The 15,577-nt window shown below is 40.7% G+C and carries 12 protein-coding genes; 2 read left to right on the top strand and 10 right to left on the bottom strand.

From position 1 onward, the window contains the following. Positions 1-88 precede the first annotated feature (88 nt). Positions 89-1,447, bottom strand: coding sequence for a hypothetical protein (locus tag ACJJIQ_RS16090; protein ID WP_444937288.1), 1,359 nt, complete (start codon positions 1,445-1,447; stop codon positions 89-91). A 1,799-nt stretch (positions 1,448-3,246) separates the two neighbouring features. Between ACJJIQ_RS16090 and ACJJIQ_RS16085 the strand changes: the two genes are divergently transcribed. Next, positions 3,247-4,086: a right-handed parallel beta-helix repeat-containing protein gene (locus ACJJIQ_RS16085; RefSeq protein ID WP_413663199.1), complete on the top strand. Its 840-nt coding sequence runs from the start codon at positions 3,247-3,249 to the stop codon at positions 4,084-4,086. A 543-nt stretch (positions 4,087-4,629) separates the two neighbouring features. Here ACJJIQ_RS16085 and ACJJIQ_RS16080 read toward each other — a convergent pair. The 4 genes from ACJJIQ_RS16080 to ACJJIQ_RS16065 form a co-directional block, all read right to left on the bottom strand. Continuing rightward, entirely contained in the window at positions 4,630-4,929 is a 300-nt protein-coding gene (locus tag ACJJIQ_RS16080) for a cysteine peptidase family C39 domain-containing protein (protein ID WP_413663198.1), read from the bottom strand. Between the two features lie 501 nt (positions 4,930-5,430). Continuing rightward, a complete protein-coding gene (locus ACJJIQ_RS16075) occupies positions 5,431-6,525 on the bottom strand; it encodes a hypothetical protein (RefSeq protein WP_445362426.1) in 1,095 nt (364 codons plus the stop codon). Positions 6,526-6,681: 156 nt separating this feature from the next. Further along, positions 6,682-6,771 carry a hypothetical protein gene (locus ACJJIQ_RS16070; protein WP_445362425.1) on the bottom strand — a complete coding sequence of 30 codons (90 nt, stop codon included), beginning with the start codon at positions 6,769-6,771 and terminating at the stop codon, positions 6,682-6,684. A gap of 1,002 nt (positions 6,772-7,773) precedes the next feature. Next, a complete protein-coding gene (locus ACJJIQ_RS16065; protein ID WP_445364823.1) occupies positions 7,774-7,887 on the bottom strand; it encodes a hypothetical protein in 114 nt (37 codons plus the stop codon). An 80-nt stretch (positions 7,888-7,967) separates the two neighbouring features. Between ACJJIQ_RS16065 and ACJJIQ_RS16060 the strand changes: the two genes are divergently transcribed. Continuing rightward, positions 7,968-8,948: an IS630 family transposase gene (locus ACJJIQ_RS16060; protein ID WP_445362424.1), complete on the top strand. Its 981-nt coding sequence runs from the start codon at positions 7,968-7,970 to the stop codon at positions 8,946-8,948. Here ACJJIQ_RS16060 and ACJJIQ_RS16055 read toward each other — a convergent pair. From ACJJIQ_RS16055 to ACJJIQ_RS16035, 5 genes are all read right to left on the bottom strand, one after another. Then, the gene (locus tag ACJJIQ_RS16055) at positions 8,892-9,716 is read right to left on the bottom strand and encodes a hypothetical protein (protein WP_445362423.1); all 825 of its coding nucleotides are present in this window, start codon (positions 9,714-9,716) and stop codon (positions 8,892-8,894) included. The genes ACJJIQ_RS16060 and ACJJIQ_RS16055 overlap by 57 nt on opposite strands. Before the next feature lie 73 nt (positions 9,717-9,789). Further along, a complete protein-coding gene (locus ACJJIQ_RS16050) occupies positions 9,790-10,161 on the bottom strand; it encodes a hypothetical protein (protein WP_445362422.1) in 372 nt (123 codons plus the stop codon). Positions 10,162-11,299: 1,138 nt separating this feature from the next. Continuing rightward, positions 11,300-12,604: an autotransporter outer membrane beta-barrel domain-containing protein gene (locus ACJJIQ_RS16045; protein WP_445362421.1), complete on the bottom strand. Its 1,305-nt coding sequence runs from the start codon at positions 12,602-12,604 to the stop codon at positions 11,300-11,302. Positions 12,605-13,080: 476 nt separating this feature from the next. After that, complete coding sequence (locus ACJJIQ_RS16040; protein ID WP_445362420.1) at positions 13,081-14,505, bottom strand: hypothetical protein; 1,425 nt, start codon at positions 14,503-14,505, stop codon at positions 13,081-13,083. A gap of 75 nt (positions 14,506-14,580) precedes the next feature. Then, a complete protein-coding gene (locus tag ACJJIQ_RS16035) occupies positions 14,581-15,522 on the bottom strand; it encodes an IS1595 family transposase (protein ID WP_445362153.1) in 942 nt (313 codons plus the stop codon). Between the last annotated feature and the right edge of the window lie 55 nt (positions 15,523-15,577).

Raw genomic sequence — 15,577 nt, 5'->3', positions numbered from 1 at the left:
GTGATGTTTAGGCGATGTGCTCATTAACTTTTGCATATTGAGTAGGTTAAGATGCCCAAAGGGCACCTTAACGAAAGTCTCTATTAGTCTACTGTATAAATGTAGCGCTATTGCCGTCTCCAAGTTGGGTAACACTGATAGCATCATTAAAGCCAGTTTGCGTAACCGATATGTAGTTACTGCTACCGTCTTGAGATAATGTTGCAGTGTTTTGCATGCCGCTCTGGGCCAACTCAATCAAATTCAAGTTACCTGCCTGCAACATGGTTGCTGTCTCCGTATCTCCATCCTGTGTTGAGGTAATTTCGTTCTCATCACCTTCCTGGGTGATATCCAGTGAGCCACTGAATGCTGATTGGCTAGCTGAAACCATATTCATATTTCCAATTTGTTCAACAGAGGATGTATCCGATGAACCACTTTGTGTGACAGTAGCATCGTTTTGTGTACCGTCCTGGGAAATAATATTGGAGCTATTGTCAGTCGACGCCTGTAAGGCTGTAGCCATATTGGATGAGCCCGACTGATAAATTTCAATGTTGTCACTGGCTCCTGATTGTGTTGCCAAAGCCATATTATTGTCATCACTTTGGCTAATATAAATGTTACTTTCAAAAGCACTACTTTGTGTGGCAACCGCTGATTGATTATCCCCATATTGGTAGATGGATAATGTATTGTCTGCAGTATCAAAACTAGTAGCACTGGCAAAATTGGAGTCTCCGGACTGTACTACGATAGCACTATCGGAACTTGAGGTGTTTCTGTTAATTGAGGCATTGTTGAAATCACCAACCTGACTTATCAAGTCTGAATTGGTAAAGGAGTTAAGGTGAGATATCCCAGCAGCATTTTGTTGCCCGAATTGAATTGTGGTAGCGCTGTTACCAGAGCTTGCTGTGTTTTGCAATGTAGTTGAAATATTTAAGTCACCGGATTGGGTAATGACTACAATATTGCTGGAACTCGTGTCCTGAGTACTAGTAGCCAGGTTTTGATCGCCATACTGGCTGATTGAAATAGAATCAGAATCTGAGGAGGTTTGTTCAGAGCTGGCAAAGTTAGTGTCACCATTCTGGAGGATTTCACTGCTACCGTTTGAAGCGGTTTCCTGACTGGTTAAAACGATATTGTTATCCCCGACCTGGAGTGCTGATGCCGTAGTGCTGGTTGTGGCATCTTGTGTCGAGGTGACACTATTATTATCTCCCTGCTGTGTTTGATAAATGGCGCCGCTGACATTGCCATTAGTTTGACTGGCATCAGCGTCGTTGTTATCACCAATTTGTGTTTGCACAATAAGGTTATCAAATACGGTCGGATCACTTTGATCAGCTGTCGCGTTATTATCTGTACCCATCTGGTTCTGGATGACAGTATTTTCCGCATAGGAAATCCCACTGATCATAAAGGATAAGGCCGTGGCTATAAGGGAATAGGTCTTCATTGGATAACTCCTTTACCAATTTGGACTTTGGGTAGTAAGCATATACTCTGCCTTTAACATCCATATAAAGGCAGAGTGTTTTTCGTGTTTCTACGAAAAATTATGTGCGGTCAATAATGATTGGGAATCTTAAGTGGAGGCTAGTACATAAAAAATATCACTCTACTACACGATGATATGGTTTAAAGCCATAGGTTGGGTTGTTAGCCATTTGATTTATAGCGTCAGATCAATCAAAGGCTACTTTAATTTTTGTCGATGAATTGGTATGTAGCTATGAGAATTTAGTTTGGCAAAGTTAGGAATAAAGTCGAGTTTGCGTTTTGACTGACTACGTACTGGGCTGATCTATATTTTATAGATTGACAAGAATATAGGGAGGTTGCGCCCTGATGATCAAATCAGCTCACCGATCAGCACAGCTTTCGAGACAACCTTGAAAGGGCTAGATTATTGCTGCTGGTAGTTTGCGCTGTTGTCACCACCTATTCGTAGTATGTCAGCACTGCTATTAACCCCCAGTTTGCATCATTTGTATAAAGTTATTGCTACCAATTGGGGAGAGTTCGACAGTATTTTGTCTCACACTCTGGGTTAGACTGAGCCCATGATCGCTACCTATTTGGTGAGTGTAGAGGTGAGTCTCTTCTCCACTCTAAGTGACGTTTACACTATTAATATATCCCTCCTGCAGTAGTTGCAGTTCGCTACTTGTGCCGCCCAAATTCACTGTTTTAATATTACTACTGCCGAGTTGATTAATAATAACCTCATTATTAGCTGTAGAGATAAGACTAATATCGATAGTGCGTCTGGCCCCAGCTTGTATAATCTCTACTTTGTCATTATCACTAGTACTGTGAATTAGAAAAACCTGGTTGTCCGCACCAACTTTCTTGATATAGTCTATTGCCGAGTTTGTCGTGCTAATAAATACCTAGTTTTGATTGGTATCACCGATTTGAGCGGAAAGTGTACTATTATTAGAGCCATTGTTTGAATCTAGTATTGTTGGTTTGTTACTAAGTCCTATCTGATGAAATTGCATTTCTCCATTAATAATATTACCTTGTGAACTAGTGGCAGAATTTTCTGTGTTTTTTTGATAGATAGAAATAGAAGCATTTTTATAGTAGGTTTGAACACCTTGGGCGTTATTTTGATGGTCTAACTGGATATAGTTAAAATGGCTGTTAGTAATGGAGTCTTGTAGTGAACTTCCCTGGTTGCTATCGCCAATCTGGTAGCCAATACTAGTAATATCGCTTTGGTCAGTAGTGGCACTGTTAGCGCTACCCTACTGATACAGTGATGTACTATTTGCTTCAGCCAAAGAATTTGTGGCAATAAATGAAGATAGAGCGACGTAAATACCAGCCTTGGTGTACATGATAATTCCTTTCTATGACCGAACATTAAGTAACAGTTTCCCGAAGTTAGTACTTCTATCATGAGTAAATTTTATATAAATAACCTAAGTTTTTCATAATAAGCTGCATACACTAGCTGGCGAATAAAATCGTACTTTCCCAAGTTGGATCAGAGTATGGTGTTCTGGATTAAATGTTAGTAATACTTAGAAAGTAATTGCGCCAGCTTAGGGTTCTGTTTTTAATCTTTGTTGTCGATTTAGCTGCGTTAGATTCTTCAAAGGAATGACTTGGTTTTTTATTCATTCGAACGTCAATTACTTTGGGCAATTTTTCTTATGGTGGAAGTTATTATTGCATCCAAACTTAGGGGGCTCAGTATCTCTGTGCTGAGGTATATTATTTTTTCTGAACTGATAGGAGTTGGATGTGAAAATTAAGCAATCTGTAGATAAGGTGGCACTATTAGCGATAATGGCTTTTTCGGCGTCTTCATATTCATCAATTACCTTGGCTGAAGTGGCTTGTGGCGATGTAATTACAACTGCAGAAGTACTTACTGAGGACTTATCTTGTGATCTAACAACAGATGAACCTGATGCACTTACTATTGTCGGCCCAAGTGGCAGCTTAAATATGGGCGACTATTCCCTGACCTGTACCACAGGAGGAGACCTAGGTGGTGCAGGAATTCGAATCGAAGGCAATGGCGCCACCCTCACTGGAGGCGTTATTGATGGCTGTTTTGATGGAATTTTCTTAGAGGGAGAGGGGTATCACAAAGTACTTAATACCGAAGTTGTTAATAGTGTTAATGATGGGATAGATATAGATAGTATTTACAATACTATAAATGACTGCGTTATTACTGATAGTGGTAGAGTCGGAGTCGATATGGATGATGACTACAATACTTTTTCTGGCTGTACTGTAACAGGTAGTGTTGCCGACGGAATCCAGGTGGATGATAGTTTTTCACGAGTTTTTAACAACACTTCAAGTGGAAATGGAGGGGCTGGTATTCTAATAGAAGGATCGTCAAATAATGTGATATCACAGAATACAACTACCGACAATGGCAACGGTGATAGCCAAGATGGTGGTATAGTTCTTATTTTTACTAATTCCAACTTCAATATTATTTCTGCGAACTCTTCTTTTGATAATGATCCTTTTGATCTGAGGGATACAGTTGACCCTGATTGCAGTGGTACTAATATTTGGGTAAACAATGAATATCTCACTAAAGATCCAGATTGCCTGGATTGACAATTTTTTCGAGCGAGTCTTTTTTCAAAGTCTCTTAAACTGGTGGCTACATCTTGTAGGATTTCATAGCGGGCTTTATTTAACTTGTCTATAAAATTTATCAATCAGTTGTCTATTGGGAGCTTGTATGTTAAATATATGAGCTTCCTTTTTTGTGATTAGATTCTGGTAGAGTTCTACTGTACTTTCACATAAAGTAAAAAACGTTCAAGATCAGTAGCTTATATAAGGCTCTCGAGTACGTGGCTGGTAGCATTTTCTTTCATTAGATGTTTTTGTATAAATCAAATTATACTTTTTCCTTAATATTAAAGCCTATGGTTCATCTCTTTCGGATAGCTGCATTTTTTAGTGGTTAATGCCTTGAAACTGCGCGATATTGTAAGCAATATTCCAGTTTTGTACGGCTCGGCTGTAAACATCCAATGTCCTTGTAATTTGTACTATAGATTCTGATTTCATCCATAGCTTTACGGTAGTTCGACGTTTTTCTTTCTTAGCGGAAGTGGGTGGTTTTCTTACATCATAATATCCACTTGGACATTATTGGAAATCAGCAGATGCCTCACCATCGGATAGGCGTGCCACAATAAAATAACTGCCATCGTGTGCCTTAGCGATAGCGGGCAGCATGGCATTACTCAGATCGCTGACATCAGACGCTAGCTGCTTGGCCTTTAACGTAAGGACCTTGGTTGCTTGTAGGAGCTGGGTATCAGAAAAGGATTGTCCTTCATGACCAAACTGGTGGGAAAGTTGATCAGGCTCAGCAGGCAATTGATGGAAACGCGCTATGGCAACCAGCGCATGCAATCCTGTGTCGATCTCTGAAACTGCCTCCATCTTACTACTACGCCGCAACATCCATGTTAAATACAACTTTATAGCAAGCAAAAGCCCTGCTATACCATCTGCCATCCCGGAATCATTCCAGAGCGCACGCAGTATAAACAAACTTGAGAATCGATCTCAATAAATAGAAAATAAAATAAAATATAGTTTATGTGACTAACTTATCAGTCATTGTGTAAATAATTCACTTTCTTCGTCGGCCTATGATCTTGCCCCGTTTTAACGGGTACCAAAGTCAAACAGATGAGGTGTCCGTTAAAACGAGGCAAGATCAGTAGGTTTTTGTTCGTTTCGACATACAATGTTCTTTGGTTCAAAAGAGGAAGCTGATGTTTACGTGTACTACTGATCCAGAAGGAATACACTGTTTCTGAGTGCTGCTGTGAATGCACATCGGTAAGCTCGTATTTGGCATCCACAGCTCATACAGCCTTAAATACAGTTTTTCTTTCTCTCCTGACTTCTTGTAGTTGGTAACTCCTAAGGCGTAGCCTACTGCTGTTGATAGCTTGCGCTATTGTTACTGCCAAGTTGCAATATGTTAATGCTGCTATTAATTCCTGTTTGCATCATATAGATATAGTTGCTGTTACCAAATTGGGAGAGTGTGGCAGTATTTTGTCGCCCACCCTGGGTTAGATCCAGCTCATTATTACTACCTATTTGATGGGCGTATAGGTTAGCTCCCTCTCCACCCTGAGTAAGATTGACACTATTAAGATATCCATCCTGTTGCAGTTGCGTTCCGCTACTTGTGCCGCTCAAATTTAAGGTACCAATATTACTACTACCTAATTGATTAATAGTGACTTCATTATCAGCCGTAGAGATAAGACTAATATTGAGCGTTTGTTGTGTCCCTACTTGCAGAATCTCTACTGTATCATTGTCACTGATACTGTGGACCAGGAAAATCTGGTTGTCTGAACCGGTTTGCTGGATATGATCTGTTGCGGAGTTTGTCGCGTTAAGAAACACATTGTTTTGATTGCTGTCCCCGCTCTGGGTAGAAGTTAATCTGTTATCAGAGCCGTTATTGGAATCCGCTACTGTAGATTTATTGCTAATACCGGTTTGGTAAAACTGCATTTCTCCCCTGGTAATAGTGTCCTGCGAACTAGTAACTGTATTTCCTGTGCCCTCTTGAGCGATGGAAATAGAAGTATTGTCGGAATCCGTTTGGACGCCTTGAGCGCTATTTTGACTGCCCAACTGGGTATAATTGAATTGACTATTGGTAACTGATCCTTGTAATGAGCTTCCCTGGTTGCTAATACCAATCTGGTAACCACTGGAACTTGTATCTCTTGTGCCTTCTTGTGAAGCAAAGGCGTTGTTACTATCACCGATCTGCGTCTGTAATATGGAGCCACGCAAATTGCTGTCGCTCTGTGTTGCCTCTAGCGAGTTATTGTTACCAATTTGTATTTGCGTAATCTGGTTGCCAATACTGGTAATGTCGCTTTGATCGGCAGTGGCACTATTATCACTTCCTTCCTGATAGAGAAAAGTATTATTGTTTTCAGCCAGTGAAAATGTGGCAGAGAATGAAACTAGAGCGGCGCAAATACCAACCTTGGTGTGCATGATAACTCCTTTCTATGACTGAACAGCAAATAGCAGTTTCTTGAAGTGAGTACTTCTATCATAAATACAGTTTATATGGAGATATCTAGAATTTCATGGCCTATTTTTTCTTATTTATTTTTAAACGTTGTATCTGGAGATGGCTCCCCACTTTATTTAGGAAAGCCATTTAATCCATTTTTTAGTAAAAATAGCGCTATTGTTATCTCCCAGCTGAGCAATGTGTATACTCTCGTTCGCACCCATTTGGGTAAGCATTAGAAAATTATTGTTGCGATCCTGAGTTCAGGTGGCGGTATTTTGTTGGCCAATCTGCATGAGATCTAACTCGTTCATCATTGCGGTCAAACTTAGTGTTGCTATTTCATTAACACTATCTTGGAGTAAATTGATAAGATTCTATTCTCTATGTTGTTCGGCCAAAAGGTCAAGACCAGAACTGAATTGCTATTACCGCTTTGAAAAATTACTATAGACATATTTGAGGTGCTATCTTGAACAGAAACAATAAAGTTATTATTTCCCTCCCGGGTCTGGATAATACCTCCTCCAGTATTTCCATTTATCTGACGTGCATCTATATCATTTTGATTTCCAGTTTGTGTCTGGTCTATAAGGTTATTACTAATAGTTGGCTCTGGTGTGTGCATTGTGGCCGTATAGCTTTCTGAGCTACTTAGAGGTTCCCGGGTGGGAATATATTTTCAAGTCATAGTTTCCGAACAATCGATTAAATTAAAATATAATACCTACTGAACTTGAGGTGTTAAATTGTCACTCTAAATGGCGATAAAGGTCGATATGGCTTTGCACTGCAAACTTCGAATCCATCTAATTGCTATTGATGTCTTAATCTGCCTTGGTATTACTCGCATACTGGCTGTTTAGATGTGAATCGATAATCTCAAGAGCGCTACTAATATATCCCTAAATCGATATTTCTATATGGGTCACCTCCTATGGTCAATGAGCCAGTCGCATCGAGTGTTGTCAGGCCTGGCTGTACCTTTAATTTGTGCGGATAGTAAATTGCTGATCAGAATCTCTGGGATGTTGAAAATAATGACGCTCTAAAAAGTTATTGTGCAGTAAAGAATTCTTAGCAAGTTGGAAAAGTATGGATTTGTTAGGAAAAAATTCCTGGAGAGATATTGCACATCTCTCCAGGTGTGAGTATTTAATGCGGGCTTAAATAAAATTAGGTTATCGGTAGGGTGCTTGCTGTTTGTTGATTGCCCCTAAATTCAATCACTGGGAAATGGTGCCGCTATTGTTATCCCCCAACTGGATCGCGGTGATAGTATCGCTGGTGCCAGTTTGAGTAACGGTTAAAGTATTGTCATTGCCGTTTTGGGTGAGGATGGCGGTATTCAGCGTGCCGCTTTGGGTCAGATCTACTAGCGGGGCAGAAATAATCAGTACACCCTGGTAATATAAACTGCATGAAATACGATGCCAGAAAACTTAGTACTGAGGAGCAGCACCTCATACGTAAAATTGCTGTTCAGCGAGTATTTGATGGAGAATCTGCGGCGGAGGTTAGTCGTAGCTTAGGGCTGGGGAGCAGAACTATTTTCCCATGGTTAAGGACTGCTCGGGAGAAAGGTATTGAAGCGCTATCTCCAAAAATTAGACCTGGACGCGGTAGAAAACTGTCAGCTATTGAAGAAGAGGAAGTCAAACGATGGATTATTGGTGGCGATCCAAGGCAATATGGCTTTGATTTCGGATTGTGGACACGTCAGATCGTATCGGATTTGATTTTTGAGAGATTCAAAATTGAACTTAGCGTTTCTAGTGTCGGCACACTTCTACATCGACTGGGCCTGACGCCACAAAAGCCTCTACGAAGAGCTTACGAGAGAGATGAGAAGGCGGTGAATAAATGGGTAAAGGAAGTCTATCCAAAGATTAAATCTTATGCGAAAAAAACTGGTGCAGAAATATTTTGGCTGGGCGAGGCTAGTATCAGATCAGACGATCCACTCCAAAGGACATGGGGAGAAAAAGGAAAAACTCCAGTGGTAAAAACGAGTGGTCAAAGACAGTCAATCAATGCGATCTCAGCTTTATCGAATAGAGGTGGCTTCTGGTATCATATTTATAGTGGAAAATTCACGGCAGAAAAGTGCGTAGAATGCTTCAAAAATTTCCAGAGAAGTCAGAAAAGACCAGTGATTCTCATTGTTGATGGGCACCCAGTACACAAATCGAAAAAGGTATTGGAGTATGTCGATTCACAGGATGGAAAGCTTGAAATGGTGTTCTTACCGCCATATGCACCAGACCTAAATCCAGATGAGTTGGTCTGGAATCATATGAGAAATATAGGGACTTCAAAGAGGCCGCTGAAAAAAGGTGAGACACTACTGAGTCGTGCAAATGCAGATTTGCAGAGCATCAAGAAAATAGAAAACTTGTGAAATCATTTTTTCAAGAGTCGACTGTATTCTTTGCTGCTGCCTAGGTAGTATCTCATTGACCGTTCCGATTTGGCTCAACATGGCTATTTCACTAACACCATTCTGCACCGCATCAATCAGATTATCCTCACCATTTTGTAGGGAGTACAGGCTGTTGTTCGCGTTATCTTGGTCGACATCTATTTCATTGGAATCATCCATTTGGATGATGTCAGCTATGTGCCCGGAGCCAGATTGATTGACATTAGCAGAGTTTAGATTATCAGTTTGGGTAATCGACGTATAACTATCTGAAGCGCCACTTTGAAATAATACAATGTTATTGGCAATTCCATCCTGGAAAGTAGCTATAGCACTATTACTTGAGTTGGTTACGGATGCAGAGACGTTGTTGCCATTTCTGTCTTGTACAATATTGTTGGTCTGGTTAGAGCTTGCGCTAATTGTAAGGTTGACTAGGTTCGAATTGCCAAGCTGAGTAATAGTGCTGCTATTGTCTGCTCCACCATTTTGATCTATGAGGGTGGCAACATTATTGTTGCCAGTTTGAAAAGTTATAAAGCTAGTATTTGAACTATTAAATTGGAAGGTATTGGCGTCATTGTCATCGCCATAGCTCTCTACGATTGATATCACTGAATCCGAATCTCGTTGAATTGAACGGCCGCGATTGTCATCGCCTACAAACGTAAAGCTGATACGGCTATTACTGGAATCTTCCTGTGTTGATGTGCCCTCGTTGTTATTCCCCTCAAAGGAATATATCATCGTTGTATCTGAATTCCCTGTTTGCGTATTTTCTATATCATTACTGTTACCTGTTACATAAACGCCAATAAAGCTAGTGGAGACTGGAAGTCTGAGTAGTTTCTAAATCGTTGTTGTCACCGATAGCACTGGTTTCTGCGGTTGAGTTAGTACTGCCATCTTGGGTGCTAAGCGATACATTATTACTGCCCTCCTGATACTTGCTAATGGTGCTACTGTTATTGCCATTGGTCTGCGATGCATCGACGGAGTTGGTCGTTCCGATCTGGACTTGTTCAATCCGGTTGTCGCTAATCGTGGGGTCGCTCTGATCCGCGTTAGCGGTATTGCCGCTACCATCTTGAAACAGAATATATTCATTGTTGTCAGCGTAGGCGGGGCCACTGATGGCTAGGGCCAGTGCGGTTAGGGGTAGTACAGTCGCTGCGATGGGTAAGAGTTTCACAAATAAATCCTTTATGTTAATTAGCTATGACGCATTAATTACGGTCACAGCGCTTCCTGCATCATACAGGCGGCATCGATACCCAACCCGGTGTTGGTTAGTAACAAATTAGTCTGCCGTTGTAATTCGCCCGATATTGGGGAATTTTATTGGCCCATAATGGAGAGAATTAGTGAGACTACTGACTGACACTGGTTTCAAGCGATTATTGTTAGCATGAATATTTGCTTATGCTGGGATATTGACCTTTGACTTTCCTCCTCTACAGTTTCTGGGCGCGAATAAATTTTCGCTTTTTGAATCTCGAATCATTGGTAGAAGTATTAAAAGAAGGCATTGGAAGGGAAATGGGATAAAAGCACTGAAAAACTAGTAATAAAGTAGGGCTGGGCGTTTTCGTAAGTGTGTCTACTCTATATTGATTTTGTAGGATCATAGCTAGATGATAGTAGGAGAGGGAGTCTATATGTGACGTATATAGACTCCCCTACTCAATCTATTGCATATAGGTGGCGCTGTTGTTGTCACCTAATTGGGTGACACTGATCGTATCAATGATTGACCACTATCTTAAGTGATCTGGATAGAATGGAAATTGACCTATAGCGGATAACTCCTTTACTGATTTGAGCTGCCAGTAATTGGTGGTGCTAGGTGCCTTTAATACTATTTTTGCTGATAAAGTGATAGGCAACTATAGGAATTAAGTTTGGCAAAGATAAGAATAAAGTGGTGATTTTCCTTGTTTGTCAGCAATTTAATCTATCTATATGGAAATATTACTGACTAAAAATGAAATTAGATGAATGTCTGAAAATCGTTTTTTTTAGTAATGGTTATATATGCCGTCAGGTATCTGAAGTGAACTACTATCGTAGAAACCAATTAATAACAAAGAAACGAATTATTATTCTAGGTTGCTAGACAAGGGTTGTAAGTAAAATATTTGGATATAGTCATTATTATGATTATTACATGTAAGATAATTCCCTTGGAGTCGCAAGTTAAGGGATGCACGGAATATAGCGGTAGGGCTAAAATTTGAAATATTCAAAGCCTGCTAATTTATCAGTGCATCTCAAGTTATACGTGACAGGTTTTGTACCAGATATTACGTCTGTGGTAATACAGGCGTAAGCTATTGTATTATGTTCCCACTATTGTTATCACCAAACTGCGTCACAGTAGCTGAGGCTGAAGGGTTTGCCTGCATAGCTTGTAGGAAATTATTATTGCCATTTTGTGAAAGTGTGGCCACACTACTCATTCCATTTTGTTCAAGGTCAATTTCATTGAGTGTGCCACTCTGATTGGTATCGGCAGAAATTGAGTCGCCATCCTGAATGATGGAAAGTGTATTTTGTGTTCCTGTTTGAGCACCAAGAAGGACGTTAGATACACCAGTTTGCCCTGCCAGGGCCATATTTTGTTCACCATTTTGAAAAAGAGTTAATACTCCCAAGTCGCTCATAATTTGGAAGGCAATTGCTTCATTCGCAATACCTATTTGAGTGACCTCTACAGTACCATTACTACTAGAGGAATGGCCTGCGCCACCAACTATATTTTGGTCGCCTATTTGTGTGAAGGAGGCGCTAACATTATCGCTGGAGTTTATCGATATGCTACCTAAATTGTCAGTACCGGTTTGCTGGATAAATGTATGGCTCTGTGTGCTATCAATTTGGCTTGAACTTCCTAAATTTAAACTTCCCACTTGATTAGAAAAGGTACTGCCGAAGCTACTATTTAAATTACTGGCTCCCCCTAGATTATCATCGCCACTTTGAATGACCGTGCTCGTCATAAATTGAGAGCCACTAACTTGCCCAACTCCCCCATTGTTCAGCGATCCATCCTGTAAGATGACAATACTGTTGTTCTCCGCATCGAAACTTGCGCCTGGAGAACTCGTATTTTGAGATCCGCTTTGGTTTACCAATATGGAATTGTTACTTGAATTGAAGGCATGAGCAGTAAAAGTTTCATTGTCTGTTCCTATCTGTATAACATTGGTAATATTAGACATGGAATTAAAATTATTGGTAGAGGTGAAATTCAATTCACCACTTTGAAAAATGAAATTGGTGCTCGCGGTATCATTTTGCATAAAGGAATCAACTTCGTTATTGTTACCTATCTGTATGACTGAGTAGATTGTGTTGGTGCTATTTTCTTGGCTTGCTGTGGCTAAGTTTCCATCTCCAATCTGGGTCTGACTGATCACTGCATTATTGCTATTTATGATTTGTTCTGCCTCAGCTGTATTATTATCACCATTTTGGGTTTGCACAATTAGGTTGTTGGCAACGGTGGGATCACTTTGATCCCCCATGGCAGTGTTATTGTTGCCAGTTTGATTGACTATGTAGGTGTTGCTCGCTTGTGCTAGCTGTATCACAGCAAGGGTGGATAATCCGGCAATTGTGGCTTTGAATTTCATTGTTGAGTTCCTTTCAAACTACGTTGTGACTGAGGTTTGGTTTAGTGGGTGACTTGGATTTATAGCTCATTGTTAAAGCTAAACTTAAAATCATCGTTGGTGCTGCCTTTTTGTATTGGCTTTAAACCATATTTTTGGCATTAAAACTTGACTATGCCAGGGGGACTCTTCGTTTATTTGGGATAAAGCTTAGAATCTCCAAACGTACACTGTACTGTTTTGTACTAAATTAAAGCCCATGATGTACTGCACTCATAAAGCAATAGTGACAATTGAAATGTTTGTTGCTGATATCTACCTTTAAATTGTCCCAAAAAATTATTGTCAATGAGCGGTGAGATGTATATAGGATAAAAGCACTGAGAAAGTAGTAAGAAAAACTCAAGCCGCTAATTACAAAACTGTCTTGTCAGTATTTGAAAGTCTAATAAGGTCTGATAGGGCCTGCAAAGAGGTTTGCAAGGCCCTTGGTTTTTTTACTGCATATAGGTGGCGCTGTTGTTGTCACCTAGTTGGGTGACACTGATTGTATCGCTAAAACCGGTCTGCGTTACCATTAGGAAATTACTATTGCCATCCTGAGACAATGTAGCAATATCTGAAGATCCACTCTGAGTCAGATCTATTTCGTTGAGATTGCCGCTCTGGTTAAGGGTGGCTGAAATACTGTCTCCGTCTTGGAGGGAATTAATCAAGTTGTCCTCGCCATCTTGTGAGGCGTAAAGGTCGGCATTGAAGTTAGTTTGCTCAGCATTTATTGTGTTTAATTCACTCATTTGAATTATCTCAGTCGAGTGGTTGGAGCCAGTCTGTGTCAATTCCACATCATTGCCATTACCAATTTGGCTGATGGAGTAGTTATTATCAGATACCGATTGCAGGCTAACAAAAATGTCATTGCTATCACCTTGTTGTAGGTTGGAGCCGACACTGTTATTAGCATTGTCATCTGAGGAGCTAAAGGAATTGTCATTTCCATATTGCTCAACTGTGGTAAATTGATCAGAACTTTGTCCTCGTACGGTAAACCCTGAATTGAAATTGCCGATCTGTGTTAATTGGACAGAAGTGTTTGAGCTGCCATCATCATCTACCCCTCCGCCGGTATTATCGTCACCCATTTGAAAAACACTGATACTGCTATTGAAGCTATCCGTTTGACCCGATGTGCCGACGTTTCTGTCGCCAATAGAAACTACGTTCAGAAATGCTTCATCCATATTGGTCTGTCCCGATGAACCAATATTATCGGTGCCAATCATGGTAAATTGCATCGAGCTATTGGTAGAGTCTCTTTGCAGTGAACTGCCAACACTACTTGTGCCGCTAATAGTGTAAATCATTGAAGTATTAGAAGTATTTTCCTGTAAGGAACTACCTATATTGTCTGTTCCCATAATGGTAAAACTCATTAAGGTGCTCGTTGTATTTTCCTGAATAGAGCCAGCACCATTATTTGTACCCATAAGGGTATTTATCATAGTTGTACTAGTAGTGCCTTCCTGCCTTGAGCTGCCAGAATTATCGGTACCGATAAATGTCTCTTGCATTACACTATTGCTGGTTGATATTTGGTCCGTTCCCGTTCCGTTATTGTCTCCTATTAAAGTAATTACTGCTGAAGAATTACTGCTTCCGTCTTGTTCACTATTCGCAAAATTGTTGTTTCCCTGTTGTATTTGAATAATAGTTCCATTGCTGTTGGCATTGAATTGTGTTGCTTCAGCATCGTTATTGTCGCCAATCTGAGTCTGCGTGATTAAACTATCAGTGGCACCAGTTTGGTCTCCCATGGCCATATTTCCGGTTCCCTCTTGATTGACAATATAAGTATTGTCACCGTATGCAATACCGGAAATGGCTAACGCTAAGGCAGTGATTGCAAAGATTGATGTTTTCATAAATGATTCCTTTCATTTAATGAGCTATGGATGGTGTTAAGAGTGATAAATCTCTTGGTTCTACCTAATTACCACTTATGCTAAGCCAATTTTTAGCAACCTTTCTGGCATCGGTGGTGTCCGAAGAGAGACGTAAATCAATCTTGGAATGAGTGCCGACAAATCAAACCTCCGATTAAAGCGATATTGAAATTCTGCCAAATAGCGCTGTGCATATTTCGGCCTAATAGCATGGTAAGTGCTACGTAGCGCACTCTTTAAATTACCAAGTACTGTATTTACCCAATAGAACTCAGGCTCTTCAACAGAAGCTCGGCCACCACCACAAACAATTTTGTCATGTACACAACCGGCCTCCTTAATGGCATTGAAGCATGGAAGACCATCTGAGATGACTGTGCTGCCACTGCAAAGGTACTTTTTACTCCAGGTTGAAATTTCACTGCTTTTGAAGCCCTTGATAATTGAGAGCTTAATACGGGTTGGGCGTCCCTCCTTGGTTGTTTCAACGGCCGCCACAAAGGGAGTTTTACCCTTGGCTCCGCGCCCGGGCTTGCATCCAGTACGCTCACCACCGAGATAGGCATCATCTAGTTCAATAAAACCGGACAGTTTGTATCGTTGGTCTCGCTCCATCATCACTTGCATGAGTTTCTGCTTCATACGCCATGCTGCGTTGTAAGAGATACCTAGATGTCGAGATAGCTCCATAGAGGAAATGCCCTTCTTATCCTGAGTAATCAGGAAAATACCGAGAAACCAGGTGGTGAGGGGGAGCTTCGTGGAGTCAAAAATTGTACGAGAGGTAATCGATGTCTGACGCCGACAATGGTTACATTGCTTAAGCTTGCGATAAGCGAGGTCGCAATGCTTGTCATGCCCGCAGTGAGGACAACTAAAGCCATTGGGCCAACGCCACTGCGACAGTGCATCGAAGCACTGTTCCTCGCTGCCGTACATTTTGAGGAATTGGGTCAAACTAATACCCTTCTGAAACTGTACCTTGTTGCGAGCCATGGCGTATTCCCTTGCAGATCAACGAGATAGCTGTATTTATATACAGTTACGCATA

This window comes from Microbulbifer maximicatervae (SeqCode) (genome assembly GCF_052468295.1).
This window is presented reverse-complemented; position numbering and strand designations above follow the sequence as displayed.